The sequence below is a fragment of the Mesorhizobium sp. UC74_2 genome (assembly GCF_042701485.1).
Lineage (GTDB): Bacteria > Pseudomonadota > Alphaproteobacteria > Rhizobiales > Rhizobiaceae > Mesorhizobium.
The window spans coordinates 4,784,988-4,810,418 of sequence record NZ_CP170562.1 but is presented as its reverse complement, the minus strand read 5'-3'; the positions used below and the strand labels follow the sequence as shown (position 1 = coordinate 4,810,418).

27 protein-coding genes and 1 pseudogene are annotated in these 25,431 nt (G+C 63.4%); 17 read left to right on the top strand and 11 right to left on the bottom strand.

Annotated features, from left to right (window positions below):
- Nucleotides 1–4: 4 nt before the first annotated feature.
- The 6 genes from pmtA (at nt 5) to ACFJIU_RS23365 (ending at nt 3,154) form a co-directional block, all read left to right on the top strand.
- On the top strand, nt 5–610 hold the full coding sequence (pmtA, locus tag ACFJIU_RS23390) for a phospholipid N-methyltransferase PmtA (protein ID WP_379064020.1): 606 nt from the start codon (nt 5–7) through the stop codon (nt 608–610).
- A 125-nt stretch (nt 611–735) separates the two neighbouring features.
- Nucleotides 736–981: a type II toxin-antitoxin system Phd/YefM family antitoxin gene (locus tag ACFJIU_RS23385; protein WP_379064018.1), complete on the top strand. Its 246-nt coding sequence runs from the start codon at nt 736–738 to the stop codon at nt 979–981.
- A complete protein-coding gene (locus ACFJIU_RS23380) occupies nt 978–1,421 on the top strand; it encodes a type II toxin-antitoxin system VapC family toxin (RefSeq protein WP_379064016.1) in 444 nt (147 codons plus the stop codon). Before ACFJIU_RS23385 ends, ACFJIU_RS23380 begins: the two co-directional genes overlap by 4 nt.
- A 75-nt stretch (nt 1,422–1,496) precedes the next feature.
- Nucleotides 1,497–2,072: an NADPH-dependent FMN reductase gene (locus ACFJIU_RS23375; RefSeq protein WP_379064014.1), complete on the top strand. Its 576-nt coding sequence runs from the start codon at nt 1,497–1,499 to the stop codon at nt 2,070–2,072.
- A 63-nt stretch (nt 2,073–2,135) separates the two neighbouring features.
- Nucleotides 2,136–2,828, top strand: coding sequence for an orotidine-5'-phosphate decarboxylase (gene pyrF / locus ACFJIU_RS23370; RefSeq protein ID WP_379064012.1), 693 nt, complete (start codon nt 2,136–2,138; stop codon nt 2,826–2,828).
- A gap of 38 nt (nt 2,829–2,866) precedes the next feature.
- Nucleotides 2,867–3,154: a DUF1330 domain-containing protein gene (locus tag ACFJIU_RS23365; RefSeq protein WP_379064010.1), complete on the top strand. Its 288-nt coding sequence runs from the start codon at nt 2,867–2,869 to the stop codon at nt 3,152–3,154.
- 9 nt (nt 3,155–3,163) lie between these two features.
- Here the strand turns inward: ACFJIU_RS23365 and ACFJIU_RS23360 are convergent, their stop codons facing one another.
- Nucleotides 3,164–4,246 carry a citrate synthase/methylcitrate synthase gene (locus ACFJIU_RS23360; protein WP_379073203.1) on the bottom strand — a complete coding sequence of 361 codons (1,083 nt, stop codon included), beginning with the start codon at nt 4,244–4,246 and terminating at the stop codon, nt 3,164–3,166.
- 89 nt (nt 4,247–4,335) lie between these two features.
- Between ACFJIU_RS23360 and ACFJIU_RS23355 the strand changes: the two genes are divergently transcribed.
- Nucleotides 4,336–5,475, top strand: a complete 1,140-nt coding sequence (locus ACFJIU_RS23355) for a citrate synthase (protein WP_379073202.1) — start codon at nt 4,336–4,338, stop codon at nt 5,473–5,475.
- Nucleotides 5,476–5,499: 24 nt separating this feature from the next.
- Here ACFJIU_RS23355 and ACFJIU_RS23350 read toward each other — a convergent pair whose 3' ends face one another.
- The 7 genes from ACFJIU_RS23350 to ACFJIU_RS23320 form a co-directional block, all read right to left on the bottom strand.
- Nucleotides 5,500–6,546: a polysaccharide deacetylase family protein gene (locus ACFJIU_RS23350; RefSeq protein WP_379064008.1), complete on the bottom strand. Its 1,047-nt coding sequence runs from the start codon at nt 6,544–6,546 to the stop codon at nt 5,500–5,502.
- Nucleotides 6,547–6,862: 316 nt separating this feature from the next.
- Nucleotides 6,863–7,336: a hypothetical protein gene (locus tag ACFJIU_RS23345; RefSeq protein WP_326890692.1), complete on the bottom strand. Its 474-nt coding sequence runs from the start codon at nt 7,334–7,336 to the stop codon at nt 6,863–6,865.
- A 21-nt stretch (nt 7,337–7,357) separates the two neighbouring features.
- Nucleotides 7,358–8,428 (bottom strand): D-TA family PLP-dependent enzyme, encoded by a 1,071-nt coding sequence (locus ACFJIU_RS23340; RefSeq protein WP_379064006.1) that lies wholly within the window; start codon nt 8,426–8,428, stop codon nt 7,358–7,360.
- Between the two features lie 37 nt (nt 8,429–8,465).
- Entirely contained in the window at nt 8,466–9,842 is a 1,377-nt protein-coding gene (locus ACFJIU_RS23335) for a GH1 family beta-glucosidase (protein WP_379064004.1), read from the bottom strand.
- Between the two features lie 2 nt (nt 9,843–9,844).
- Nucleotides 9,845–10,726 carry a MurR/RpiR family transcriptional regulator gene (locus ACFJIU_RS23330; RefSeq protein WP_379064002.1) on the bottom strand — a complete coding sequence of 294 codons (882 nt, stop codon included), beginning with the start codon at nt 10,724–10,726 and terminating at the stop codon, nt 9,845–9,847.
- The gene (locus ACFJIU_RS23325; RefSeq protein ID WP_379064000.1) at nt 10,723–11,784 is read right to left on the bottom strand and encodes an ABC transporter ATP-binding protein; all 1,062 of its coding nucleotides are present in this window, start codon (nt 11,782–11,784) and stop codon (nt 10,723–10,725) included. Before ACFJIU_RS23325 ends, ACFJIU_RS23330 begins: the two co-directional genes overlap by 4 nt.
- A 2-nt stretch (nt 11,785–11,786) precedes the next feature.
- The gene (locus ACFJIU_RS23320; protein ID WP_379063998.1) at nt 11,787–12,554 is read right to left on the bottom strand and encodes an SDR family oxidoreductase; all 768 of its coding nucleotides are present in this window, start codon (nt 12,552–12,554) and stop codon (nt 11,787–11,789) included.
- Nucleotides 12,555–12,753: 199 nt separating this feature from the next.
- Here ACFJIU_RS23320 and ACFJIU_RS23315 point away from each other — a divergent pair, with 199 nt between their 5' ends.
- From ACFJIU_RS23315 to ACFJIU_RS23270, 10 genes and pseudogenes are all read left to right on the top strand, one after another.
- A complete protein-coding gene (locus ACFJIU_RS23315; protein WP_379063996.1) occupies nt 12,754–13,983 on the top strand; it encodes an ABC transporter substrate-binding protein in 1,230 nt (409 codons plus the stop codon).
- Between the two features lie 100 nt (nt 13,984–14,083).
- Nucleotides 14,084–14,953, top strand: coding sequence for a carbohydrate ABC transporter permease (locus ACFJIU_RS23310; protein ID WP_379063994.1), 870 nt, complete (start codon nt 14,084–14,086; stop codon nt 14,951–14,953).
- On the top strand, nt 14,950–15,777 hold the full coding sequence (locus ACFJIU_RS23305; protein WP_379063992.1) for a carbohydrate ABC transporter permease: 828 nt from the start codon (nt 14,950–14,952) through the stop codon (nt 15,775–15,777). Before ACFJIU_RS23310 ends, ACFJIU_RS23305 begins: the two co-directional genes overlap by 4 nt.
- 17 nt (nt 15,778–15,794) lie before the next feature.
- Complete coding sequence (locus ACFJIU_RS23300) at nt 15,795–16,166, top strand: RidA family protein (RefSeq protein WP_379063989.1); 372 nt, start codon at nt 15,795–15,797, stop codon at nt 16,164–16,166.
- A 67-nt stretch (nt 16,167–16,233) separates the two neighbouring features.
- Nucleotides 16,234–17,706 carry a M81 family metallopeptidase gene (locus ACFJIU_RS23295; protein WP_379063987.1) on the top strand — a complete coding sequence of 491 codons (1,473 nt, stop codon included), beginning with the start codon at nt 16,234–16,236 and terminating at the stop codon, nt 17,704–17,706.
- 253 nt (nt 17,707–17,959) lie between these two features.
- Nucleotides 17,960–18,019: pseudogene (locus tag ACFJIU_RS23290) on the top strand (twin-arginine translocation signal domain-containing protein); the annotation flags it as partial.
- A gap of 663 nt (nt 18,020–18,682) precedes the next feature.
- Entirely contained in the window at nt 18,683–20,791 is a 2,109-nt protein-coding gene (locus tag ACFJIU_RS23285; protein WP_379073201.1) for a xanthine dehydrogenase family protein molybdopterin-binding subunit, read from the top strand.
- Complete coding sequence (locus ACFJIU_RS23280; protein WP_379063985.1) at nt 20,788–21,333, top strand: (2Fe-2S)-binding protein; 546 nt, start codon at nt 20,788–20,790, stop codon at nt 21,331–21,333. The genes ACFJIU_RS23285 and ACFJIU_RS23280 overlap by 4 nt, the downstream gene beginning before the upstream one ends.
- An 11-nt stretch (nt 21,334–21,344) precedes the next feature.
- On the top strand, nt 21,345–22,637 hold the full coding sequence (locus tag ACFJIU_RS23275; RefSeq protein ID WP_379063983.1) for a c-type cytochrome: 1,293 nt from the start codon (nt 21,345–21,347) through the stop codon (nt 22,635–22,637).
- Between the two features lie 112 nt (nt 22,638–22,749).
- On the top strand, nt 22,750–23,037 hold the full coding sequence (locus ACFJIU_RS23270; protein WP_379063981.1) for a DUF6916 family protein: 288 nt from the start codon (nt 22,750–22,752) through the stop codon (nt 23,035–23,037).
- A 30-nt stretch (nt 23,038–23,067) separates the two neighbouring features.
- On the opposite strand, the gene ACFJIU_RS23265 is transcribed toward ACFJIU_RS23270, so the two are convergent.
- The 3 genes from ACFJIU_RS23265 to ACFJIU_RS23255 are packed head-to-tail and all read right to left on the bottom strand — an operon-like array spanning nt 23,068 to nt 25,427.
- On the bottom strand, nt 23,068–23,589 hold the full coding sequence (locus tag ACFJIU_RS23265) for a GNAT family N-acetyltransferase (protein ID WP_379063979.1): 522 nt from the start codon (nt 23,587–23,589) through the stop codon (nt 23,068–23,070).
- A 26-nt stretch (nt 23,590–23,615) separates the two neighbouring features.
- The gene (locus tag ACFJIU_RS23260; RefSeq protein ID WP_379063977.1) at nt 23,616–24,869 is read right to left on the bottom strand and encodes a hypothetical protein; all 1,254 of its coding nucleotides are present in this window, start codon (nt 24,867–24,869) and stop codon (nt 23,616–23,618) included.
- Between the two features lie 27 nt (nt 24,870–24,896).
- Nucleotides 24,897–25,427, bottom strand: coding sequence for a phage tail protein (locus ACFJIU_RS23255; protein ID WP_379063975.1), 531 nt, complete (start codon nt 25,425–25,427; stop codon nt 24,897–24,899).
- Between the last annotated feature and the right edge of the window lie 4 nt (nt 25,428–25,431).

Genomic DNA, 25,431 nt, shown 5'->3' with positions numbered 1-25,431 from the left:
CTTGATGGGACGTGGCCCTGGATTGAGGAAGTCGCTCGCCGAGAAGTTTGACGACGAGCTGAAATTCTTCAAAGGATGGATCGACAAGCCGAAGGCTGTCGGCTCCATCGTGCCGACGAGTTCGATCACCGCCCGCAAGATGGCGTCTATCGTCGATACCGGCTCCGGCCTGCCGGTCCTGGAAGTCGGCCCCGGCACCGGCGTCATCACCCGCGCCATTCTGGAGCGCGGCGTGAAGCCGGAAAACCTCTATGCCGTCGAATATTCCCACGATTTCGTCCAGCATCTGCGCCGACTCTATCCGGGCGTCAACGTCATCGAGGGCGACGCCTTCAACCTCAATGATACGCTGGGTGAACATAGCGGCCTGACCTTCGATTCCGTGGTCACGGGCGTTCCGCTGCTCAATTTCCCGGTCGCCCAGCGCATCAGCTACCTCGAAAGCCTGCTCGACCGCATTCCGGCCGGCCGGCCGGTGGTTCAGCTGACCTACGGCCCGATGTCGCCGATCCCGCCCGGACGCGGCAACTACACGGTGGAGCATTTCCATTTCGTGCTGCGCAACATCCCGCCGACGCGGCTGTGGATCTATCGACGGCCTGCGAACTAGCGAATTGCCCCCGGGGGCGTCGGCTTTGATGCAATGACGTGCCGGACATTGCGGTTACCACCAGGTCTTGCCGAGTTCGAGCCTTTTGCCTGCATATGACTACTGTAGTCATATGTAGGCGCACCATGGAGGAAATTCAGCTCAGAGATGCGAAAGCAATGCTTTCGCAGGTACTCGACGGTGCGATTGCCGGGGAGCCGCAGGTCATCACCCGCCACGGCAAACGCGAAGGTGTTATCATCAGCTACGATGAGTTCGAACGGCTGTCGCGTGTTCCGAAACTCGGTTGGCTTCTGACCAGTTCTCCGTTGGAAGAAGGCGATCTGGCGGAGCGCAAGCCGGCACGCGTCTCTGGCCGTGACCGGTTTTGACGTATCTCCTCGATACCAACGTCATCAGTCGGATAGCACCGGCTCGCCGACGAACGGAAGCCGATGAGTCCCTTGCTGCATGGATGGTGACCCATTCCGACCAGTTGTGGCTGTCGGTGATCACTGCAGCGGAGGTCGAGGACGGTATTGCCAAGGCAGCGCGCACCGGTGCGGCCAGAAAGGCCGCCGATCTTGCCGAATGGTGGGGCGAGATACGTCATTACTATGCGGCGCGCATTCTGCCCCTGGACCTGGCCATCGCGACGGAAACCGGTCATCTGATGGATCGTGCCAGGGCCGCGGGTACGGACCCGGGCTTTGAGGCCGTGGCTCTGGCTGCCACCGCGAAAATCCGGGACCTGACGTTGCTGACCGACAATGTGAAGCATTTTGCCGCTCTCGGCGTGCGCATCGTCAATCCGTTCGAGGCGCTGCCCTGAGGCTCGGCAGAGCTTCGCTCTTGATTCGGCGGCGCTATCGCCTATAGCTGCCGGACGGCAAAGGAGCGCCATGCCGTGATTCCCAGGATCCTCATCTTCGCGGGCTCGATCCGCAGCGGTGCCTTCAGCGGCAGGACGGCTGATGTCGCGCAGAAGGCGCTGGCCATGCAGGGCGCGGATGTGACCCGCATCTCGCTGGCCGACTATCCGATGCCGATCTTCGACGAGGATATCGAGAAGGAAACCGGCATCCCGGAAAACGTCATGAAACTGGCGCGCCTGCTTGGTGCCCATGACGGGTTGCTGCTTGTGACGCCGGAATACAACGGCTCCGTGTCGCCACTGCTCAAGAACACCGTCGACTGGATCAGCATCGTGCGCCATGACGGCGGCCGGCAGCTGAAGCCGATGGCCGGCAAGACGGTGGCGCTGTGCTCCTCGTCGAAAGGGCATTTTGCCGGCGTGCGCGCCATCAACCATCTGCGCGCCATCCTGCTGCGCTGCCACATGGACATCGTCACGCCGGAATGCTCGGTGCCGAACGGCGGCAGCGCTTTCGACGCGGACGGCAATCTGGTCGACGAGCGGCTTCGCCACGCCATGGACCTGGTGGCGCAGGCGCTTGTCGAGCGGGCTCGCACCAGAGCATGATCCCGAAAAGTGGTTACCGGTTTTCGGGCACAGATCATGCGGCTAGAGAATGAGGGGATAGACATGACCGATATGCGCGACAGGCTGATCGTCGGCCTCGACATTCCAACCGTTACCGAGGCCGAGAGGGCGGTGAAGGAGCTTGGCGACACCGTCTCCTTCTACAAGATCGGCTATCAGCTCGCCTTCGCCGGCGGGCTGGAGTTCGCGCGCGACCTTGCCGCCGACGGCAAGAAGATCTTCCTCGACATGAAGCTGCTCGACATCGACAACACCGTCGCCAAGGGTGTCGAGAACATCGTCAGGATGGGTATGACCATGCTCACTTTGCACGCCTATCCGAAGACGATGCGCGCGGCGGTGGAAGCCGCCAAGGGCAGTGATCTCTGTCTGCTCGCCGTCACCGTGCTCACATCGATGGACGAGCAGGACGTCATCGATGCCGGCTACGAATATGATCCCCACACGCTGGTGCTTCGGCGCGCCGAACAGGCGCTGTCGGCGCGCATGGGTGGCATCGTCTGCTCTGCGGAAGAGGCATCGGCCGTGCGCAAGGTCGTTGGTCCCGACATGGCTGTGGTGACACCCGGCATTCGGCCGGCCGGCGCTGACCGCGGTGACCAGAAGCGTGTCGTCACCCCGGCGGACGCGATCCGCAACGGCTCCAGCCACCTCGTTGTGGCGCGGCCGATCGTCGGCGCGGTTGACAGGCGCGCTGCTGCCCAGGCTATCCTGGACGAGATGGCGGCTGCCTGAGCCAGCCGAAACGTTGAAGCTTCGTATGGAGACTGCTTATGGCCAAGGGATACTGGATCGCTCGCGTCGATGTGCGTGATGCGGAAGGCTACAAGGCCTATGTCGAGGCTGCGAAGCTCGCCTTCGACCGTTTCGGCGCGAAGTTCCTCGCCCGCGGCGGCGACCACGAAAAGGCCGAGGGACAGGGTCGTGGCCGCAACGTCATCATCGAGTTCGAGAGCCTGCGGGTGGCGCATGACTGCTACCACTCGCCGGAATATCAGCGCGCCGCCGCCATCCGCCAGAAGGTGGCGGACGGCGAGATCGTGCTTGTCGAGGGTGTCTGAGCACGTCGTTCAGGCGACGAGATCCGGCACTGGACCGATGTAACGCGACTGCGGCCGCATCAGCCGGCCGGTTGCCTGCTGCTCGCGCGCATGGGCGATCCAGCCGGCCATGCGCCCCGCAGCGAAGACGCAGGTGAACGCATCTTCCGGGAACCCGGCTGCCTCCAGCAAAAGTGCCGTGTAGAATTCGACATTGGTCTGCAGCACCCGGCCGGGCTTGGCCCGCCTCAGGACGTCGAGCGCTGCCTGTTCCACCGTTTCGGCGAAAGCCAGGCGGCGGCTTGCCGCACCATCGGGGATGCGGCGCACCACGGTCTTCAGGACATCGGCGCGCGGGTCGCGCACGCGATAGATGCGATGGCCGAAACCCATGATGCGGCGGCCTTCGGCCAGTTCCCTGCTCAGCCATTCCGTCGCTTCTCCAGCCTCGGCAATGGCATCGAGCATGGCGATCACCGGGCCTGGCGCACCGCCATGCAGCGGGCCTTTCAGGGCGCCGAGACCGGCAAGTGCCGCCGAGGTGAGACCCGCCTGGGTCGAGGCCACCACCCGCGCGGCGAAGGTCGAGGCGTTGAGGCCGTGATCGCAGACCGTGACGAGATAGGTGTCTAGCGCGGCGCTCAGGCCGCGTTCGTCCGTATCGGTGAGCATGGCCAGCATGTCGGCGGCGTGGCCTGCGTCGGCATTGGGAGCAATCGCATCGAGGCCCTTGCGCAGGCGCAAGAGCGCGGGCGTCAGCACAGCCGGCGCGGCGATCAGGCGCAACGCATCGTCAAGCGTATCGCCATCGGGCATCAGCGCCGTACCGGCACGCATGCCGTCGTAGACGGAGAGTGCGGCAAGCGTCGGCAGCAACGCCTGCACACGTTCGAACACCTCGACGCGGGCACGTCCAAGCCTTGCCGCCAACTGCTTCTCGTTGGGAAGATCGATGAAGAAACCGTCGAAAAGCAGATGTGTCACGCTGGCGAAATCGCGGCGGCCGGCAAGATCGCGCAGGGCATGTCCTCGGATCGTCAGGTGCCCGCCCTGCCCGTCCACTTCCGACAGCACGGTTTCGGCGGCAATCACATCGTCCAGTCCGCTTGTCATCATCTTGCTCCTTGACCAATTTTCGATCCGAGATAATGCTGTTGTTGATTGTCATCAATCTTGATCAACAGAATCAATATATGGTCGATATGGGCACCTGGCTGACACGTGACGAGGCGCTGGACAGGCTGGGGGTGCGCGCGCAGACGCTCTACGCCTATGTCAGCCGCAACCAGGTCGGTATGCAGCCCGATCCTGCCGATCCTCGCCGCAGCCTCTATCGATCAGAGGATATTGAGGCGCTGACCACGCGCCGGGCGCGTGGGCGCCGCGTCGCGGCGATCGCTGAAAGTGCGGTTGCCTGGGGCGAGCCGGTGTTCGCCACGGAACTCTCCACCGTCATCCACGGCAGGTTGATCTACCGTGGCGAGGATGCGGTGACCTTTTCGCGCGATGCCAGCCTGGAAGACGCCGCACGGCTGTTGTGGGCCACCACTGCTGCTCCCCGCTTCGCAACATCGGGAGCACCTGCCGAGACAGGCATCACGCAGGCTTTTTCCGTGCTGGCTGGGTTGGCGGCCAGGGGACAGCCCTCGCTGGGGCGCAACGCCGGCGTGTTGCAGGCGGATGCGATGCCGGCCATCGCGGCGCTCGCCGGCGCATTGGGGGCGGCACCCGGTGCGGAGCCGGTGCACCTCAGGCTGGCAAGGGGCTGGCGGGTGGAACAGGCGGCGGAGGTGTTGCGCCGCGTCATGGTGCTGGTGGCCGATCACGAACTCAATGCCTCGGCCTTTGCGGCCCGCGTCGCCGCTTCCACCGGCGCGCCGCTCGTCGCCTGCCTGCTGGCCGGCTTGTCGACACTCTACGGCCCTCGCCATGGCACCGCGGCCGATGCCGTCGCCATGCTTGTGGACGATGCGGCACGGATCGGCGTGCGCGCGGCGATGGCACGCTGGCTCGATCACGACCGGCCGCTGCCTGGTTTCGGCCATCCGCTCTATCCCGATGGCGATCCGCGCGGAGCAGCATTGCTGGCCGACATGCGGCTGGACGACGATATTCTCGAGCTGCGCCAGGCAGCCCTTGATGCCACCGGCGCGCAGCCGACAGTCGACTTTGCGCTGGTGGCGCTGACCCGTTCCTACCGCTTGCCGAGCGATGCGCCCATCCGCCTGTTTACGCTCGGCCGCAGCGTCGGCTGGACAGCGCATGCCATCGAGCAGGTCATGTCAGGCAAGCTGATCCGCCCGCGCGCCCGTTATGAGGGCCCGCTGCCGGCTGGCGCTTGAGCAACGCATTTTGGCTGGAACTGCCTAGAACAGCCGGAACGGAATGCCGGTCAACAGCGCCTTTACATAACGCCGCCGCTGATAGTGGCCATTGAGGGAGACGCGTGGCAACTCCGTTGGCTGGTTGAAGCTGTCCGCCGTCAGCACGCCGGGACGTGTGGTGACGGCCAGCTTGATGCCGGCCTTCGCAACGGCGTCGAATTCACGCCGCGATATCGCAACCTTGGTTCCGTAGGGATAGGCGAAGGTGGTCGGCCTGTAGCCGACATAGGCCTCGACGGCATCCATCGACCCTTTGATTTCCTCCGCGAGCCGCGCTTCATCCACTCTCGCCATGGCGATGTGGGTCTGCGTGTGCGCGCCGAAGCGCACCAGCGGGTCGTCTGACAGGGTCCGCAGTTCGTCCGCTGTCATGATCAGCTGGTCGACGATGGCGAGCGGGTCGATCATGCGCGAGCGGGCGGCCCGGTCGATCTCCGCTACGGCCGCATCTTCGTTGTTCGAATGCACGAAGTGGACGATCCGTTCGTAAGCGTCCTGCTTCTGGGCAACGGTTCGTGTGGTGACCGTCTCCGTGCCATTGCCGAAATCGAACTCGAACTGGTCCTTGGAGCGCGTCAGCACCTTGCCGGTTTCCCACCACATCGAGCGGCTGCGTTCGACGAAGCCCTTGGCGATGAAAATGGTGTACGGCACGCCGTGGCGGCGAAACACCGGTGCGGCGTGTTCGGCATTGTCGCGCAGGCCGTCATCCAGCGTGAAAGCGACGAAGCGGCGCTTGTCGTTGGGATCGGTGAGCAAGCGCGGCAGATCGTCCAAGGCCGCCGGTGTCAGGCCCGACTCGACACAGACGCGGATCGCCGCGTCAAGGAATTCCGGCGTGACAGAAAGCGTCGCAATGGGGTCGAAGCCGCCACGCCGCGCCGGGCGCACGTGATGCAGGGTGAAGATCACCCCGCGCCCCGCGGCCGCTGGCCACAACATGCCCGCGCGTGTCAGCGCGACGCCTTCCAGGCCGGCACGGATCGCGCCGTGCTTGAGGAATCTCTTGGCGGAGCCTTTCAGCGACATGCCGTCGCCTCGATGCCATCGACAAGGCGGCCTTCCAATCGGGGATGGCGATGCACGGACATTTCTCGGCTCCGATGCGCGCCCGCAGGATGCGGACGGTGGCCGATGCGACGGCCGAAAGGAGCTTATTGCAGCGCCAGTTAATAAACTGCCCGCGCGCGGCCGGTTTCAGCCGCAATTCCAGGAAAACCGTGCAACGGCTTTCTGTTCGGAATTGCGTGAAAACAACGAGTTAGCGTGTTTCCGCATTTCCGTGAAAAACGGAAACGCTCTGACGGCGATCGCCTTGGTGCGCAAGGCGATCGCCTCGAGCATGTCAGCGGTATTTCATGTAGCCGACGAAGCCGGTAATGCGCCAGCGGTCGCCGTCATTGCGGCAGAAATAGAGTGTCTGCCAGTTCAGCCGGTCGACACCGCCATCGGCCAGCGGCACGGTGCCGTCGAACTTCTTGTGCGCCACGGCGACATTGCCGTTGATGTCGATGCGGTTGAGCGTCACTGCCTTGAGCAGCGCCGAAGGCAACGGCTCAGCATAGGCGACCGACGCGGATTCGGCGGCCTGGCGCAGCCACTCATCGCGATAGGCCTGCAAGGTCGGGAAGGCGGCGTTCCAGTCATCCTGGTTGGGCGAATTATGGGCATGGATGCCGAGGAAACGCATCTCGTCGAAGTCGCCGGCCACCATCGACCAGTCCTGCGCGGCGAAAGCCTCGAAATCGCGCGGCATCAGCATTTCCCAGATGAAGGCGCGGTCCGCGTCGCCGGCAAATGGGTTCTTGGGTTCAGACATGAAGGCTCCGTTCGTCTGGGTTCAGGAAAGCTTGCCGCGCGCGGCGACTGGCAGTACGTCGACGACGCGGTCACCGGAAACCAGGTAGACCTCGTCGAACAGGTTGGTGACGACGCAGGCATGATCAGGCAGCACGCGCACGCGGTCGCCGACCGCGAGTGTCGCACCTCCGCCCAGTTCGACCTTGCCGTGTTCTTCGCTGAGCGCCGTCACGCGGGCACCTGGAATGCCGACCAGTTCGCCATGGTCGGGCAGGCCGAGCAGGTCGCTGGAAAGTGCCTTGGAGCCGCTGTCGAGGATCGCTCGGGTCGGTGTCGGTGCCGAGACCACGGTTGCGAGCACGGTCAGCGCGCAATCGTCGGCTGTCGCCGCGCCCTGTTTCACCTGGTAGCGGTCCATGTAGATATAGGTGCCGGGCCGGTACTCGGTGACGATCGCCGCATCCTGCTTCCGCCACATGTCGGGCGTGCCGCCGCTGGTCACGGTCTCGCAGGCAAGGCCCGCCTTTTGAAGCAGGTCGCGCGCGGCGGTGAGCCAGGCTTCGGCGCCTTCCGGCGCGCCGGCGGCTGGATAGGTCATCAGGCCGCCGAAGGCGAGACCCGGCGCCGCATCGATCTGCCTGGCCAGCGCCAGCGCCTGCTCGGCGGTCTGGACGCCGCAGCGGGCAGCACCCGTATCACATTCGACCAGCACCTTGAGCGGACGACCGGGATCGGTGAAGGTCTCGGCAAGACCAGCAATCGTCGTTGCACTGTCGGCGGTCACCGACAGCGCGATGCGCCTGTGCAGCGCCAGAAGCCGCTCCAGCTTCGCTTTGCCGATGATGTTGTAGGGCAGGAATATGTCGGTCAGGCCGGCATCGGCCATCACTTCGGCCTCGCCGATCTTCTGGCAGGTTATACCGATGGCGCCCGCCTCGACCTGCTTCTTCGCAAAGAAGGGCAGCTTGTGCGTCTTGATATGTGGCCGCAGCTTCACGCCGGCGGCTTCTGCCGCCTTCTGTGCATTGGCGATGTTGCGTTCGGCGCGATCGAGGTCGATCAGTACGGCCGGCGTGTCGATTTCAGCAATGGTCTTGGGGCGTGGGCTCATCTTCATTCTCTCGTCGGCAGAAACGATTGTCGATTGATCAAGGCTGGGCGGATCGCCAGCCCTCGATCAGTTCGCGATACCAGCGGGCGCTCGATTTGAGCGTTCGCTGCTGGGTGTCGAAATCGACATACACGATGCCCCATCGCTTGGTGTAGCCAAGTTCCCATTCGAAGTGATCCAGGAACGACCAGATGAAGTATCCGTCAATACGGATGCCGGATCGTATCGCCTCGGCAAGCACCTGCAGATGGCCTGCCAGGAAGCGGATCCGCTGCGGATCATCGACGCGACCTTGCTCGGAGAGCTGGTCGGCCATTGAGCAGCCATTCTCGGTGATGACGATCGGCGGCAGGCTATCACCATAACGGTCGCGGAGTGCGGTCAACACCTCGCCGAGGCCGGCCGGCACGATCGGCCATCCCATGGTTGTTTCCGGTTCGCCGCCGGTTACGGCGATATCGAAAGGCTCTGGTGAGGCGGCCGCCTTTGGGGCGCTCACCGCGATCGGGTGGAAATAAGTCAGGCCGAGCCAGTCGATCGGGGTCTTGATGATGTCGAAGTCAGCCTCACGAACGGCCGACCAGTCGGCATCGGCAAGGGCTTCCAGTTCCTTCGGATAGTGGCCGAGCAGGACGGCATCGGTGACGGTATGGTTGCGCAGGGCGTCGAACATCGTGTTCGCCGCAACGTCTTCAGTCGCCTGCGAAATAGGCCGACAAGGCGAGGAATGGTTGGTCAGGCCAATTCTTGCTTTGGAATGCGAGCGGATTGCCCGCGTGGCAAGACCGTGGCCAAGCAGAAGATGATGCATCACCGGCAGCGCTGCGCCGCTCGACAGCCGAAGGCCGGGCGCATGCTCGCCGAGCACGTAGCTGTGACGCATCAGGGTGTAGGGTTCGGCAATGGTGAACCAGCTGCCGACCCGGTCGCCGATCCTTCTTGCCACATGCTCCGCGAAATCGCCGAAGCGTGCACTCGTTTCGCGTGCGCACCAGCCGCCGATATCCATCAGCGCGGCGGGCATGTCGGAATGGAAAAGCGTGGCGACGGGTTCGATGTTCCGTTCCAGCAGGCCGTCGACAAGGCGGTCGTAGAAGGCGAGCCCCGCTTCGTTGACCACGCCGCCACCGGTCGGCTGGACCCTGGACCAGGAAATGGAAAAACGATAGGCGCCGAGACCGAGCTCGGTCATGATGCCGAGATCCTCGCGCCAGCGATGATAGTGGTCGGCCGCGACCGCGCCATCGCTGCCATCGATCACAAGCCCGGGTTGGCGCAGGAAACGATCCCATACCGATTCGCCACGCCCGTCTTCGGTCAATGCCCCTTCGATCTGATAGGCCGCGGTGGCGACGCCAAACAGGAATTCGCGCGGGAAGGCAGTACCCAGAGCTTTCGGAGAAGGAAATGCCACTGTCAGTCCCCCAGCGGCAGGCGCGGATCAGCCACCTTCAGCGTGTTCACGCTTTGCTTGATGCGGCGCAGGTTCTCCAGCGCCTTCGGTCCGCGCGCTTCAGCGGTGGCTGTGGCGATGATGTCGACGATGGCAAGCAGGGCAAAGCGCGAGGATGTCGGCTTGTAGATGTTGCCGTCCTCGAACGGCTGGAACGGGATCAGCGTCTCCGCTGCCTTGGCCAGCGCGGAATCGGGTGCGGTGACGGCGACGGTGGTGGCGCCGTACTGGCGTGCCACCTGGACGGCTTCGACCACCGAACGTGCATAGCCGGAGACGGAGAAGGCCAGCACCGTGGTTTCAGGTGTTGCCACCGAGGCGTACATGCGCTGCAGCTGGCCGTCGACCTGTGCCAGTGCGGACAGCCCCAGCCGGAACAGCCGGTTCTGCATCTCGGTCGCCATCATCGATGAGATGCCGCCCGAACCGATGCACAGGATGTTTCCGGAAACGGCGATGCGTTCGGCGATCTCGATCAGCTTCGGCATCGGCAGCATGGCGCTGGCGCGCTGAATCGCAGCGATCGCGGCTTCGGTGATGGCGGCAGCGATGCGCTGGTCGCGCACGTCGCCGGCCGGAGCTTCTGCGGAAAGATACTGGCCACCGATGGCGATGGCCTGGGCGAGATAGAACTTGAAATCGCGCAGGCCGTCGCAGCCTAGATTGCGGCAAAAGCGCGTCACCGTCGGTTCGCTGATGCCAGCGCGAGCGGCGATCTCCGAGATTGCCGCCTTGGAGACAAAATCGGGATCGGACAGCACCATGCCTGCGAGCCGACGGTCCGATTTGGTGCCGTCCTGGGCCATCATCTGCAGGCGGGTGATGATGTCCGCCGGTGTCTTCACAGCGGCAGGCCCGTGGCTGTGTCGAACAGATGGATGTTGCCAGGCGCAACGCTGACCGGCAACCGGTCGCCTGGCTTCACAGTGATGCGGTCGCGAAACACCGCACGGATGGCGTCATCGCCGATGGCGCCATAGACGTGGGTCTCCGAGCCGGTCGGCTCGACGACGTCGACGCGCAGACTGACGGCGCTGTCGCCGCCGACGATGAAATGCTCCGGGCGGATGCCGGCTTCGATCGCTCCGAAGGCCGTGCGGTTGCTGTCGAGTTTCAGCTTGCCGCCGCCCGACGGTTCGAACCAGATACCGTCGCTTTCCGATTTGAGTGCCCCGGAAACGAAGCTCATCGACGGCGAGCCAATGAAAGAGGCGACGAACTTGTTTGCCGGCTTGTCGTAGAGCTCGAGCGGCTTGCCGACCTGCTGGATGCGGCCCTTGTCCATCACCACGATGCGGTCAGCCATGGTCATCGCTTCGATCTGGTCGTGCGTGACATAGACGATGGTGGATTTCAGCCGCTGGTGCAGCGCCTTGATCTCGGTGCGCATCTGCACGCGCAGCTGGGCGTCGAGATTGGAAAGCGGCTCGTCGAACAGGAACACGGAAGGCTCGCGCACGATGGCGCGGCCCATGGCGACGCGCTGGCGCTGGCCACCGGACAGTTGCCGCGGATAACGGTCGAGATAGGAGAAGAGGTTGAGGATTCCGGAGGCCTTCCTGACTTTCTCTTCGACCACCGGCGCGCTTTCGCCGCGGATCTTCGGGCCGAAGCCGATGTTCTGCGAGGCTTTCAGATGCGGAAACAGCGCGTAGGACTGGAACACCATGGCGATGTTGCGCTTTTGCGGCGGCAGGTCGTTGGAGCGCATGCCGCCGACGAGAAGATCGCCGGAGGTGATCGTTTCCAGTCCGGCCAGCATGCGCAGCAGCGTGGACTTGCCGCAGCCGGACGGGCCGACCAGCACGACGAATTCGCCACTGGCGATCTCCAGGTTGATGTCCTCGAGGATCTTGTGCTGGCCGTAGGATTTCGACAGGCCGCGGAACGAGACGTCGGTCATGGCTAGCCTCCCAATATGTCGTCGATGAAGGGCAGGAAACCCGCAGTCAGACCGGCATCCACCGGCATCACCACGCCGGTGATGCCGGAAGCGCGAGGCGATGCCAGGAAGGCGACAGCCTCGGCGACCTCGCGAGCCTCGACGATGCGGCCAAGCGGGTAGAGCCGTTTCAATTTGCCGAGAACCTCCGGGTTCTTCTCGAGCCGATGATCCCAGGCCGCGGTGCGGATCGAGCCGGGGCAGACGACATTGGCGCGGATGCCGCTGCGGCCGAGTTCGACCGCGAGCGCCTTGGCATAGGCATTGATCCCGGCTTTTGCCGCTGCATAGGCCGGGTTGCCGAAATGCGCGATGGCGTTGACCGACGAAACGAAGACGACGCTGCCGCTGCCGCGCCCGGCCATCGCCTTGGTCAGCGGATCGGCGAAGGTCATGACGCCGGTGAGATTGAGATCGAGCTCGCGTTCGATGGTTGCCGCGTTGAGCGCGGCAAGCGTTTCCGCGCGTGTCCAGCCGGCATTGTTGATCAGGATGTCGGGTATGCCGTCCCGCGCGATCACCGCGCTGGCCGCGGCCTCCATCTCCTCGCGCCGGGTCAGGTCGAAGACATGGCGGGAGGTTATGGCCTCGTTGCTCAGGGCCTCGACCGACTGATCGCAGCCGACCACCCGTGCTCCCCGTTCGGCAAACAGTGCCACGAGCGCCGAGCCGAGCCCGCCGCCGGCCCCGGTGATCACCACGGTCTTGCCCTGGAATTCCGTACTGGACATTGCCCGCGCTGTCTCCTCCAACCTGGCAGGGTGCGAAAATGGTATCAAAAATGTAATTAAGCAACAGAAAAATCAGCTTGAAAGCCGCGTTTTGCACGATAATGTAGGAAAATAACATGAAGGGCAAAAGCCGCATGTTGCTGCTCGGGGCATCGGTCCGCAAGGACGGTGGGCTCGCAATGACAATGGGAGAGAGTTTATGAAACTGGCACGATGGACTGCCGGCCTTCTGGCCGGGTTGAGCATGTTGGCGGTGGCCGCGCAGGCCGAGGCGGGCGAAGTCCGCGTGACCGTTGCGGAATACTCTTCGAAGACCGGCCCCTATTTCGAAGAGGTCAAGAAGGGCTTCGAGGCCGCCAATCCCGGCACAACTCTGAAGGTCGAAGTGGTGCCGTGGGACGTGCTGCTGCAGAAGCTGACCACCGACATCACCGCCGGCACCAATGCCGACCTTTCGATCATCGGCACGCGCTGGCTGATCGATTTCGTGCAGCAGGGTGTGGCCGAGCCGCTCGACCAGTATCTGACGCCCGATTTCAAGGGTCGCTTCATCGAGACGTTCCTGTCGCCGTCGATCATGGAGGGCAAGACCTACGGCCTGCCGATCGCCGCTTCGGCGCGCGCCATGTACTACAACAAGGAGCTGTTCGAGAAGGCCGGCATCGCCAACCCGCCCGGAACCTGGGCCGAACTGCAGGAAGACGCCCGCAAGATCAAGGCGACCGGCGCCTTCGGCTACGGCATCCAGGGCAAGGAGATCGAGACCGACGTCTATTATTATTACGGCATGTGGTCGTTCGGCACCGAGATCCTCAACAAGGACGGCACCTCGGGCCTCTCCACACCGGGCGCGCTGGAAGCGGCCAAGCTCTACAAGTCGATGATCGACGAAGGTCTGACGCAGCCGGGCGTCACCTCGATGAACCGCGAGGACGTCATGGCCCTGTTCAAGCAGGGCAAGGTCGGCATGATGATCACCGCTCCCTTCATGATGAACCAGATCAAGGAAGAGGCACCCAACCTGAAATATGGCGTGGCGGCGATCCCGGCCGGTCCGACCGGCGCGCGCGGCACCTATGGCGTCACCGATTCCATCATCATGTTCAAGAACTCCAAGAACAAGGAAGAGGCCTGGAAGCTGCTCGACTACCTGTTCACCACCGAGCAGCGCGCCAAGTTCACCCAGAATGAAGGCTTCCTGCCGGTGAACAAGGAAGAGGCGAAAATGCCTTACTACGTCGACAACGCCGGTCTCGCAGCCTTCACCGCCCTGCTGCCCGATGCCCGCTTCGCGCCGATCATTCCGGGTTGGGAAGAGATCGCCCAGATCACCTCGGATGCCGTCCAGAAGATCTATCTCGGACAGGGTGAGCCCGAAGCCATCCTGAAGGAAGCCGCTGCCAAGGCAAACGGTGTGCTGAAGAAGTAACTCCAGACAGCGGCGCGTCCCTCCAGCGGGGCGCGCCGCTGGCTTTCATGTCCGTGGCATCCCTGTCGCGGCGACAAGAAACTCTCAGACACAGTCCCGGATGCACAATCGCGCGCTGCCTTACCTGCTCATCCTGCCCAGCCTGTTCCTGGCGGCGGTGGTGATCTTCTGGCCGGTCTATGACCTGGTGCAGATCTCGACCCATGACGTCAGCCGCTTCGGCCAGCTGCGCGATTTCACCGGCCTGGCCAATTTCGCGGCACTGATGAGCGATCCCGACTTCATGGCGGCGCTCTGGCGCACCGGCCTGTGGACGCTTTCGGTCGTTGCCGGCGCGCTGATCCTCTCCATTCCGGTGGCGATGATCCTCAATTCGGATTTTTATGGCCGCGGCCTTGCCCGCGTCATCATCCTGCTGCCCTGGGCGGTCTCGCTTACCATGACCGCCGTGGTCTGGCGCTGGGCGCTGAACGGCGAAAGCGGCATGCTGAATTCGGCGCTGATGGGCCTCGGCATCATCGACCAGAACATCCAATGGCTGGCCAGCGCCGGCACCGCTTTCCCGATGCAGGTGCTGATCGGCATCCTGGTCACCGTGCCGTTCACCGTCACCATCTTCCTCGGCGGCCTGTCCTCGATCCCGGACGATCTCTACGAGGCGGCAGCACTTGAAGGCGCCTCGACCTGGCAGCAGTTCCGCACCATCACGCTGCCGTTGCTGAAGCCGTTCATCAACATCGCCATCGTGCTGAACATGATCTACGTGTTCAATTCCTTCCCCATCATCTGGGTGATGACGCAGGGTGGGCCGGCCAACTCCACGGATATCCTGGTGACGTACCTCTACAAGCTGGCATTCCGTGTCGGCAAACTGGGTGAGGCTTCCGCCGTCTCGCTGGTGATGTTTGCCATCCTGCTCATCTTCACCATGATCTATGTGCGCCTGGCCATGCGGGAGCGGGAAGCATGAGAAAAAGCAAGCTCGTCCGCTCCATCGTCGCCTGGCTGCTGTTGTCGCCGCTGATCGTGGTGACGCTGTTTCCCTTCGCGGTGATGTTCCTGACCGCGGTCAAACCGCGCACCGAAGTGCTGACGCCGAACTGGTGGCCAAGCGAATTCCGCTGGTCGAACTTCGCCGACATGTGGGTGGCGACCGGCTTCGGCCGCGCCTTGCTGAATTCGCTCTATGTCTCGGTGCTGGCGACTGTCGGCGCCATCATCGTCGCCATCCCGGCAGCCTATGCCATGTCGCGCTTTCGTTTTGCCGGCTATGGTGCGATGCGGCAGTTCCTGCTCGTCTCGCAGATGATCTCCTCGATCGTGCTGGTGCTCGGCCTGTTCCGGCTGATCGCTGCCTGGGGGCTGATCGAAAGCACGACCGCCGTCGGCGTTGTCTACATGGCCTTCAACGTCGCCTTCACCGTTTGGATGCTGCAGAGCTATTTCGACACCATTCCGCGTGACCTCGAAGAGGCCAGCTGGATGGAGGGAGCGGGCCGCTGGCTGACCTTGCGCAAGGTGTTCCTGCCGCTGTGCCTGCCGGCGATCGCGGTCACCGCCATCTTCACCTTCATCAATGCCTGGAACGAGTTCATCATCGCATTGACCATTCTGCGCAGTCAGGAGAACTACACGCTGCCGATCCAGGTGTTCGCGCTGGTTGCAGGGCGCTACACCATCGAATGGCATCACGTCATGGCGGCGGCGCTTCTGGCCACCTTGCCGGTGGCGGTGCTGTTTGCCTGGCTGCAGCGTTATCTCGTCCAGGGCCTTGCCCTGGGCGCCGTCAAATAACAGGAGAATTTCAGAAAATGTCACGCAAGCAGGTTTTCGGAACGTCGCATGTGCCGCTGTCGCCGGCGGTGCGCGCCGGCGATTTTGTCTTTGTTTCCGGCCAGGTGCCGGTACGTGCGGATGGTTCGGTGGTCGATGGCGGCATCGAGCCGCAGACCCGGCAGGTTCTGGAGAACGTCAAGGCGGCGCTGGCGCTGGCCGGGGCCACCATGGACGACGTCGTCAAGACGACGGTGTGGATCGAGGACGCGCGCGACTTCGGCGGCATGAACAAGGTCTACGGCTCTTTCTTCGCCAAGGAGCCGCCGGCCCGCACCACCGTGGAATCGCGGCTGATGATCGACATCAAGGTCGAGATCGAAGCGGTTGCCTACGCGCCGGTGAAGTAGTTGCCGGATGCCCTCCGCCGATCACCGGCGGAGGGCAACCTTCCGACGGATCAATCGAGTAAAGCGCATGCGTATCTTCACCGCCTCGCTGGCGACCGAGACCAACACCTTCTCGCCGGTGCCGACCGACAGGGCGTCCTTCGAGATGGCCTTCTATGCGGGGCCTGGCCAACATCCGGAAACGCCGACGCTGTGTTCCTCGCCGATCGTCGCCCTGCGCCGCCGCGCGGCGGCCGAGGGCCTTACCGTCATCGAAGGCACGGCGACATGGGCCGAGCCCGGCGGGCTGGTGCAGCGGCAGACCTTCGAGGCGCTGCGCGACGAGATCCTGGACCAGTTGCGGGCTGCCCTTCCGGTCGACGCAGTCATCCTCGGCCTGCACGGCGCCATGGTGGCGCAGGGTTATGACGACTGCGAAGGCGATCTTCTCGCCCATATCCGCGACATCGTCGGGCCAGACGTCGTTGTCGCTTCCGAGCTCGACCCGCACAGCCACCTCACACCGAAGCGCGTGGCCGCGGCCAATGTGCTCGCTGCTTTCCTGGAATTTCCGCACACCGATTTTTATGAGCGCGGTGAACATGTCGTCGAACTCGGGCTTGCCGCGGCCCGCGGCGAGATCAAGCCGGTGATTTCGACCTTCGACTGCCACATGATCGAGGTGATGCCGACCAGTCGCCAGCCGATGCGCGGCTTCGTCGACCGCATCAAGGCGCTGCACGGCAAGGACGGCGTGCTGTCGGCTTCCGTCATCCACGGCTTCATGGCCGCCGACGTGCCGGAGATGGGCGCGCGCATCATGGTCGTCACCGACAACGACAAGGCCAAGGGCGATGCCCTGGCCGAGCAGTTGGGGCGCGAGCTTTACGCGCTGCGCGGGCAGCTGGCCATGCCGATGCTGGCGGCCGACCAAGGCATCGACCGAGCCCTGGAGGTGCGCGCGGCCAGCACGGCAAAGCCGGTGGTGATCGCCGATGTCTGGGATAATCCGGGCGGTGGTGTCGCCGGGGACGGTACGTCCCTGCTGCGTGCCATGCTGGCGCGTGGCCTGGACAATGTCGGTGTCGCCACCATCTGGGACCCACTCGCCGTCACCTTCTGCCATGCCGCCGGCGAGGGCGCGGTCATCGACCTGCGTTTCGGCGGCAAGGCTGGCCCGCTTGCGGGTGAGCCGATCGACGCCAGGGTGCGCGTGGTGAAGGCTGTCGCCGAGAGCTGGCAGAGTTTCGGGCCGAGCCGTGTCACCTTGGGTGCCTCCGCGCTGGTCAGGCTGGAAGGCACCGAGATCGATGTCATCCTCAACACCAACCGCACCCAGACCTTCGAGCCGGACATCTTCTCCAACCTCGGTGTCGATCCGCTGTCGAAGGACGTGCTGCTGATCAAGTCGACCAACCATTTCTACGCCGGCTTCGAGCCGATCGCGGCCGAGATCATCTATGTGTCGTCGCCGAGCTCCTACCCGAGCGATCCGGCTGCCACCGATTATGAAAAGCTGAAACGCCCTGTCTGGCCGCGTGTTGCGGAGCCCTGGGGCTGAACGCCGGCCGCGAAACAGACCCCAAGGCTTGTGGCGCAAAGCGCACGGCTGGCTCGGAAGCGATGCGTTTTCCGGCAGCCGCAGATCCCTGAACGGGTTTGTTGCACAAACACCCGCGCAGTCCCATAATTGTCGCCGGAGCGTTTCCGTTCGCGCGCCGCACCTTCGGTGGTTCGTGGAAGATATGTCGACTTTCTGATCAGGCGGGTGCGCAGCCCGCACGTTGGACGATGCTGGTCTGACTCAGGAGAAGATGATGGGATCCAGCCTTTCGCGCCGGAATTTTCTCAAGGCCAGTGCCGTTGCGGGCATCGCCATCAAGGTTTCCTTCCTGTCTTCGCCCGCTGCGGCGCGTTTGATCGAGACACCGCCGCGTCCCGGCCCGGATTGGCTGAAGGCCGATGGCAAGCCGAAGTACCGGCTCGACGCCATCGCCAAGGTCACCGGCGAAAAGACCTTTTCGCGCGACTACCGCGCCCGCGACCTCGACGGCTGGCCAAAGCAGCAGGCGCATGCTTTCATGATCCATGCAACCAGGGCCGACCGGACCTTCGAGGGCATCGATCTTGGCCTGCTCGGCGATGCGCTGAAGCCGGACCGGCTCGTTCTTCATGAAGACCTGGTCGCCGATGGCATCGCAATTCCGGTGCCTGGTTTCTACGGCGATGTTTTCCTGGTGCCCAAGGGGCAGACGGCAAGGCTGCTCGGCCAGCCGGTCGCCCTGCTCATCTATCACGATTTCGCCCGTTACGACGCGGCCAAGCGGTTGATCCGTTTCGACGATACCGTTGTGCGCTATGGCGGGAAAGCGCCCTACAGCCATCCCGCCCATTATGGCGCGGCGCGCTATGTGCGCATCGACGGCGGCACGCCCGACGCGCCCGACCGGTTCTCGCCACTCAAGGATGCCGTCATCTATGGTGGCTTTTCCGGCGACGATCCGAAATGGCCGGAGGCGGATGTCGAGGGTGATGCCATGGCACGCGGCATGGCTGCCGCCGCCGAGATCGAGCAGGAGATCGGCTTGGCCGGCGACGATGCCCTGGTGCTGAGAAACGAATATTTCTCGCAGTCGGTCGATGCTTCCGCCATGGAGGCCGACAACGGCAATGCCTGGTACGACGCGGCGACCGGCGTCCTGCATCTCATGGTGGCGACCCAGTCGCCCTATGAGGTGGCCGAGGTTTCGGCCGTGCTCGTCTCCAAGTCGAAATTCCGTCTCAAGGAAGTCGACCTCAAGGTCGGCTATACCGTCGGCTACGGCACCAAGGACCACTCGATCTTCGCGTTCTTCTGCGTGGTCGCCGGCCTTTATGGCGATGGCCGTCCCGTCCGCCTTGCCAACGATCGCTACGAACAGTTCCAGATGGGGTTGAAGCGGCACGCTTTCTGGATGGACAACACTTTGGTGGTCGACCGCAAGACCGGCCATTTCCGCATCATGACCGGTCATTTCAAGAATGATGGCGGCGGCCGCGCCAATTTCTCATTTTCCGTGGGCTTCGTCGGAGCGACTGCGGCGCAATCGATCTACTACCTGCCGAAAAGCGATTTCTCCGCCGCCGCCATTGCCTCGCGTGCCGTCGACGCCGGCTCGACGCGCGGCTATGGAACGCTGCAATCCATGTCTGCGACCGAGATGATGGTCGATGAAGCGGCCGAAGCGCTCGGCATGGATGCGATCGATCTCAGGCTGAAGAATGTCTTCAAGTCGGGCATGAAGAATACGCAAGGGGCGATCCCGGCAGGCGCATTGCGCAACGAGGAGATCCTGCTCAGGGCCAGGGAACATCCGCTCTGGGCGCAACGGCAGGCGAAAAAGGCGGCCTTCGATGCAGCCAACCCCGGCAAGCGCTACGGCGTCGGTTACGGCCATGTCCAGAAGGATTATGGCACCGGCGCGGAGGCGGCGCTCGCCGCGCTCGAATTCGATGCCCGGGGGCAGGTGAGTTTCGCGCATGTCGCGCATGAGATCGGCACGGGCACCACGACCTCGCAGGCGATCATGGTGGGCGATATCCTCGGTCGCGTCCCCGATGTGACCGAATACGGCAAGGTTCGCTGGCCGCAGATGCCGCTCGAAACCACCGACGAGCCCTACACGATGGCGCAGGCGGACGAGGACAGGAACAGCGCCAACCCGCGCTGGACGCCCAGTTTCACGTCACCGATGAGCGCCACCAACAGCGTCTACTACCTCGGCCACGCCACGCGGCAGGCTGCGCATGCGCTCGTCGAGCTTGCCATCTGGCCGGCGGCGAAGTCGCTGTGGTCGCAAGGCATCGGCGGCGGTTCGATCGCGCCCTATTTCGTGCGGCGCGAGGATATCCGCATGGAGAACGGCCTGGTGAATGCCGGCGGCATGCCACCGCTGGCTTTTGAGGCGGTAGCAGCCGAAGCGCATCGGCTCGGTCTTGTCACAGGTGTGACGGTCCACACTTTCAACCGCTGGCAGTGGGCGCAGGCCGATTTCGATGTTCCCGGCATCGGCAGGACACGCCTGCCGGTGGATGCGCTCGCGCTCAGATATGGCGACGGCGCGACTGCCCAGACCAAGGCGCTGATGACACTGGACGGCTGGCACTTCGTCGATCGCGCGGCGGTCCACTATCCGCCGGCGCAGCGCAACAATGCCGGCGTCACCTACTACGCGCCGATGGCGACATTGGCCGAGATCGTCGTCGATACCGCTTCGGGCGACGTGACAATCCTGTCGCATCATTCGATCATGGAATGCGGGACGCAGGTGGTACCCGAATTGGTTTCCGGACAGCTTCAGGGCGGTCTCGCGATGGGCATCGGCCATGCGCTGAAGGAATATCTGCCGCTCTACGAAGATGGGCCCGGTGACGGCACCTGGAACTGGAACCGCTATGAATTGCCGCGCGCCAGGGACGTGGCGGTGTGGACGCAGACGTCGGAAATACTGGCACCGCTTTCGGAAACCGATCCACCCAAGGGCATAGCCGAGGTCGTGATGATCGCCGTGGTGCCGGCGCTCGCCAATGCCATCGCCCACGCCATCGGCAAGCGCTTCTATGACTTGCCGATCACGCCGGAAAAGATACGGGGGGCACTGGCATGACGCTACCCACGAAAAAACTGTCGCTGACCATCAACGACAGGGCGATCGATCCCGTCGACGTGCCCGAAGCCATGATGATGCAGGATTTTCTCCACGAATATCTCGATCTCACCGGCTCGCGCATGGGTTGCGGCCAGGGCATCTGCCATGCCTGCACGGTGATCGTGGAAAAGGATGACGGTGCGCTGGACGAGGTCCGCACCTGCATCACCGGGGCGCACTGGTTCGAAGGCAAGAAGGTGCGCACGGTGGAGGGGCACGCCAAGCGCGATGCCGCCGGTGCGATTTCCGAACTGTCGCCGGTGCAGCAGGCTTTCATCGAGAATTTTTCATTTCAGTGCGGCTACTGCACGCCGGGTTTCGTCACCGGGGCCACCGTCTTCATCGACCAGTTGAAACGCAAGCCGGTCGCCAGGGCCGATCTCGAAAAGGCCATAACTGAAGCGCTCGACAAGCATATCTGCCGCTGCACCGGTTATGTCCGCTATCATGAGGCGGTGCGCGATCTGGTTCTGAAGATGCCTGACCTCGTCAAAGCCTGAGGGAGCATTCCATGACTGTGCGCAGGCTGCTGTGGGGTGTGGCGGTACTCGTCGTTCTGGCCGCGATTGTTGCGGGAGGCATTTTTATTGGCCTGTTCGAAAAGAGCGTGGTGGCGAAAGACATCGACCAGCCGCTCGGTGCCGACGAGATGAAGACACTGGCCGAGCGGGGCGCCTATGTCGCGGTGGCTGCGGACTGTTATGCCTGCCACACCGCCAAAGGGGGCGCGGCCTGGGCCGGAGGCCTGCCGTTCGAGACGCCGTTCGGTACCATCTATGCCAGCAACATCTCGCCGGACAAGGACAACGGCATCGGCAGTTGGACCCGCGCCGACTTCCACCGCGCGCTGCGCGATGGCATCGGCAAGGGTGGACGCCATCTCTATCCGGCCATGCCTTACGCCTCTTATCGGGAGATGACGCCGCAGGATGTCGATGCGGTTTATGCCTATCTGATGACGCGCGAGCCGATGAAGGTCGCAAACAGGGACAACGAACTCGCTTTTCCGTTCAACATCCGTCAGTCGCTGACGTTCTGGAACCTTGTCAATCTGCCCGGAGAAAAGCCGGCAAACAATCCTGCCCGCTCGGAGCTGTGGAACCGCGGCCGTTATCTGGCCAATGCGCTGGCGCATTGCGGCGAATGCCACACGCCACGCAATGTGCTGCAGGGCATGGATCCGTCGAGATACCTGCAGGGAACCCTCATCGAGGGCATCAACGCGCCTGACATCACCAGGGACGGCCTGACACGCATGGGGTTCGACGTGCCGCTGCTGGCAAGCTTCATGAAGTCCGGCATTTCCGCGCAAGGCGCGATGACCAATCAGATGTTCGACGTCGTGCATTTTTCGACGCAGTACATGACCGACGACGATCTTACGGCGCTGTCGGCGTTCCTTTTCGATCTCGATGCCGTGCCTGGCCAGTCCGAACCGCCGCGTGCCCCCGAGCCGGTGAGTGTCGCCGCGGACATCACGGCATCGGCGCGAGCCACCTACATCAACCTTTGCTCCGGTTGCCATGGCGCCGAGGGCCAGGGCATTCCGCATGTGGTGGTGCCGCTGGCCACGAATGCCTCGATGCGCATCACCGATGCGCGCAATTTCGTCCACACCGTCCTGAAGGGTATTTCCGCGCAACGTTTTCCGGGCCTGGAACGCATGCAGCCGATGCCCTCGTTCGAAGACAAGCTGAGCGACCAGCAGATAGCCGATCTCGCCAACTGGGCGCGCGCGACCTGGGGAGGTCAACAGCCCGACGTCAAGCCCGATGACGTGGCCAAATTGCGCAAGGGCGGTTGAGTTTGGGCCGATCCTCACACGAAGGTTTTCGGCCCCACGGTTTTATCCCATCCCGCAGGGCTGGACAGCCATCGCCACAAGTCGCAAAACCATGCCGAACTGGGGAGAGAATATGGTTGTGGAGCTGACGGCTGCGGATTTCGAGCCGCATATCGATACGGATTTTGATGTCGCCGAAACATCCGCGCCGCTCGCGTTGCAACTGCTCGAGGTGAGAGCGCTGGGAACGGCCCTGCGCAGCGGTGGCGCCTTCGCGCTGACCTTCCGTGGTCCGCTGGCCGAGCCTTTGTCGCAGGCCATCTACCCGCTCGTCCACCCCAGGCTCGGCAGGCTGGATATCTTCATCGTGCCGGTCGCACGTCAGAATGACGGAATGCGATACGAGGCCGTCTTCACCTGATCCGGCCTCCGGCGGGACAGAGCTTCGGGTCTATATGATCGTGTGGGTTGGATCCGCGGCGCCGCCCGGATGCTCCATCAGCAGATAGACACCCTTGTCCTCGACCTCCTGGAAACCGAGCCGCCTGTAGAGGGACAATGCCGGATTCATGCGTTCGACATGGATCGAGATAGCTTTGCCGGCTGAGATTGCCTCTTTGATGATGTCTTCCAGCAGGGCGGTGCCGAAACCCTTGCCGCGCGCCTCGGGCATCAGGGCGATGTCGATGATGCGGATTTCCTGAGGCCAGTGAACGAAGTAGAGCCGTCCCACGGCTGTGGCATCGCATTCGACGATCAGCCAATGCGCCCCGGCATAGTGGCGCATGTAGTGCTGGTGCTGGACAAGGAATTGCTGGTTGAGGAAGCCGCATTTTGCGGCCTCCGGCCAACCGGTCTGGGCGAGCTCTTCCATGCGTGTCGAGGTGTAGAGAGCCGCAAGAAACACCATGTCGCCATCGCCGATAGGGCGAAACGACAGGCGGGCCGATCTCGTGCTGGGCCATTCGGCCAACGAGGCTTCCGCTTGCATCATCGCATTCAGCCGGCCGGCGGCGTCAGATCGCGCACCACCGAATATTGCTGAATGCTGCTTGCTGCGAGTTGTGTCCACTCCAATTCCCATTCCGTGCTGTCGATCGCGGCCTGCGATATCGTCCACAGGCCGCCAATACCGGAACCCGGCGGCAGCAGCCAATGCGAGAACAGGGCGAGCCGGCCGTCGGCGTTGTAGTCGAGCGCGAGCTGCACTGGCCATGACGAGTTGGCCATGTCTTGCCAGCCGGTCCAGGCAAGCGCGGCAGGATCGGTCTGCGTGTTGGCTGAAATCACATTCGTTGCATCGGCAGCCACGAGCATCAGGTGGCCGTTGCCGTCCAGGCCGGTCGCCACCATGTTGAAGCCGGTGCGTGAGAAGCCGTTGCGCAGCCATGGCGTCCAGGTGTCTGAAGCAGCCGGTTGCTGCAGCGTGTGGATCACCTGTTTGTTCGTGTTGATCGCGAACAGATGCAGTGCGCCAAGGGTACCGACGACCGGCGCCATGTATAGGATCTTGCCGGTGAGGGCGTCGTCCATCTGCACCCACTGTGACCAGTCGCCGACCTTCAGGGCCGTGGCCGTGGCTTGCACGCTGCGATAGAGGTTGTTGTTCGAATTGATGCCAAACAGCGCGATGCGGCCATCGCCCTGACGGCAAGCCTTGATGCTGATCAGGCCGCCGGGGATCTGCTGCCAGGCACTCCATGGCGTTGCCGGAGGAATGCGCTCCTGCACCTTCACCGTGATCGGTGTGGTGGTGCCGGGCGGTGTGATCGTCACGTCTTTTTCGACGATCTGGTCCGGGTTCTGGTAGATCCACCAGATGGTGCCCGTGGTAGCGGCCACGGCGAAGATCTCGACGCGGCCATCGACGTCGCGCGCCATCGACAGGCTGACGATGTTGACATTGCCGCCAGGCGAGCCGAGCAGGGTCGGCGCGTTCCACCGCTCGATGCCACCTGACTGATCGATGGATTCATCGATATAGGCAATGCCGCCGCCCTGGATCTGGCCCGCGACGGCGACGCGCCCGTCCTTCGTCAGCCCACTGGTCACAAGCGTATAGATGTATTTCTTGTCGATCGGCGTCCAGTTCGTCTCCCAGGGGCCGTTCGGCTTGGTCTGCGCCTTGTAGGAGAGGAATGACGTCGAGGTGTCGACGGCCACGACCATCAACCGTGACAACTCGAAAAAGGCTGGCTGTCCGGCACCGGGTGCCTCGGCGACCGGCGTCGCTGCAGCTTCAGTATTGGCCATGATACCCCTCCCGGGCGTCGGTTTGGATCAGCCTCGCGGCGGGAAAACGCCTTGCAGCGCGATGCAGAAATAGCAGGTGAGATAGGGTTGCATGTTGTTGTGCGGCCCGTCGCCCCCGGCGGGGGCGAGAGCCTGCGCCGACATAGGCACCAGAGAGGCACTCGCGGTCGCTGTTTGGTACAAGGTGCCGCTAACCGATGTGGCGAGGGTTATACCCTGGGCCAAAGTGCCCTGCGTACCGTCTTCAACGGTCCCCCGCAGTGGGTGAGAATGGTTGGGCATCTCGCTTTCAAGCAAAGTGACCGTTTCCGAGCCGCCGGTTTCGCCCAGATCGTGCAGCGAAAGACCCGGCCCCTGGCCTGGATGCATTGGTGCCATGCCCTGAAGGTCCGGCAGTGCGAAGTTCGACTTGCCGTTTCCTCCGTAGGTCGTGCCAAGCAAGGAGAAAAGGGCTGTGTTCTGCGATAGCGGCAACAATTGGCCGTCGCACCAAGCCCAGCCCCTGGGAGCAAAATTAAAAGGGAAAATTCGGATTTCAGCGACGAAAGGGTCGGCCATGTCG

What these genes read in the sequence shown, in the direction of transcription:
- pmtA (WP_379064020.1), top strand. Translation starts at nt 5, where the DNA reads ATGGGACGTGGCCCTGGATTGAGGAAGTCGCTCGCCGAGAAGTTTGAC.
- ACFJIU_RS23385 (WP_379064018.1), top strand. Translation starts at nt 736, where the DNA reads ATGGAGGAAATTCAGCTCAGAGATGCGAAAGCAATGCTTTCGCAGGTA.
- pyrF (WP_379064012.1), top strand. Translation starts at nt 2,136, where the DNA reads ATGACCGATATGCGCGACAGGCTGATCGTCGGCCTCGACATTCCAACC.
- ACFJIU_RS23365 (WP_379064010.1), top strand. Translation starts at nt 2,867, where the DNA reads ATGGCCAAGGGATACTGGATCGCTCGCGTCGATGTGCGTGATGCGGAA.
- ACFJIU_RS23360 (WP_379073203.1), bottom strand. Translation starts at nt 4,246, where the DNA reads ATGACAAGCGGACTGGACGATGTGATTGCCGCCGAAACCGTGCTGTCG.
- ACFJIU_RS23355 (WP_379073202.1), top strand. Translation starts at nt 4,336, where the DNA reads ATGGGCACCTGGCTGACACGTGACGAGGCGCTGGACAGGCTGGGGGTG.
- ACFJIU_RS23350 (WP_379064008.1), bottom strand. Translation starts at nt 6,546, where the DNA reads ATGTCGCTGAAAGGCTCCGCCAAGAGATTCCTCAAGCACGGCGCGATC.
- ACFJIU_RS23345 (WP_326890692.1), bottom strand. Translation starts at nt 7,336, where the DNA reads ATGTCTGAACCCAAGAACCCATTTGCCGGCGACGCGGACCGCGCCTTC.
- ACFJIU_RS23340 (WP_379064006.1), bottom strand. Translation starts at nt 8,428, where the DNA reads ATGAGCCCACGCCCCAAGACCATTGCTGAAATCGACACGCCGGCCGTA.
- ACFJIU_RS23325 (WP_379064000.1), bottom strand. Translation starts at nt 11,784, where the DNA reads ATGACCGACGTCTCGTTCCGCGGCCTGTCGAAATCCTACGGCCAGCAC.
- ACFJIU_RS23320 (WP_379063998.1), bottom strand. Translation starts at nt 12,554, where the DNA reads ATGTCCAGTACGGAATTCCAGGGCAAGACCGTGGTGATCACCGGGGCC.
- ACFJIU_RS23315 (WP_379063996.1), top strand. Translation starts at nt 12,754, where the DNA reads ATGAAACTGGCACGATGGACTGCCGGCCTTCTGGCCGGGTTGAGCATG.
- ACFJIU_RS23310 (WP_379063994.1), top strand. Translation starts at nt 14,084, where the DNA reads ATGCACAATCGCGCGCTGCCTTACCTGCTCATCCTGCCCAGCCTGTTC.
- ACFJIU_RS23305 (WP_379063992.1), top strand. Translation starts at nt 14,950, where the DNA reads ATGAGAAAAAGCAAGCTCGTCCGCTCCATCGTCGCCTGGCTGCTGTTG.
- ACFJIU_RS23300 (WP_379063989.1), top strand. Translation starts at nt 15,795, where the DNA reads ATGTCACGCAAGCAGGTTTTCGGAACGTCGCATGTGCCGCTGTCGCCG.
- ACFJIU_RS23295 (WP_379063987.1), top strand. Translation starts at nt 16,234, where the DNA reads ATGCGTATCTTCACCGCCTCGCTGGCGACCGAGACCAACACCTTCTCG.
- ACFJIU_RS23285 (WP_379073201.1), top strand. Translation starts at nt 18,683, where the DNA reads ATGGCACGCGGCATGGCTGCCGCCGCCGAGATCGAGCAGGAGATCGGC.
- ACFJIU_RS23280 (WP_379063985.1), top strand. Translation starts at nt 20,788, where the DNA reads ATGACGCTACCCACGAAAAAACTGTCGCTGACCATCAACGACAGGGCG.
- ACFJIU_RS23275 (WP_379063983.1), top strand. Translation starts at nt 21,345, where the DNA reads ATGACTGTGCGCAGGCTGCTGTGGGGTGTGGCGGTACTCGTCGTTCTG.
- ACFJIU_RS23270 (WP_379063981.1), top strand. Translation starts at nt 22,750, where the DNA reads ATGGTTGTGGAGCTGACGGCTGCGGATTTCGAGCCGCATATCGATACG.
- ACFJIU_RS23260 (WP_379063977.1), bottom strand. Translation starts at nt 24,869, where the DNA reads ATGGCCAATACTGAAGCTGCAGCGACGCCGGTCGCCGAGGCACCCGGT.
- ACFJIU_RS23255 (WP_379063975.1), bottom strand. Translation starts at nt 25,427, where the DNA reads ATGGCCGACCCTTTCGTCGCTGAAATCCGAATTTTCCCTTTTAATTTT.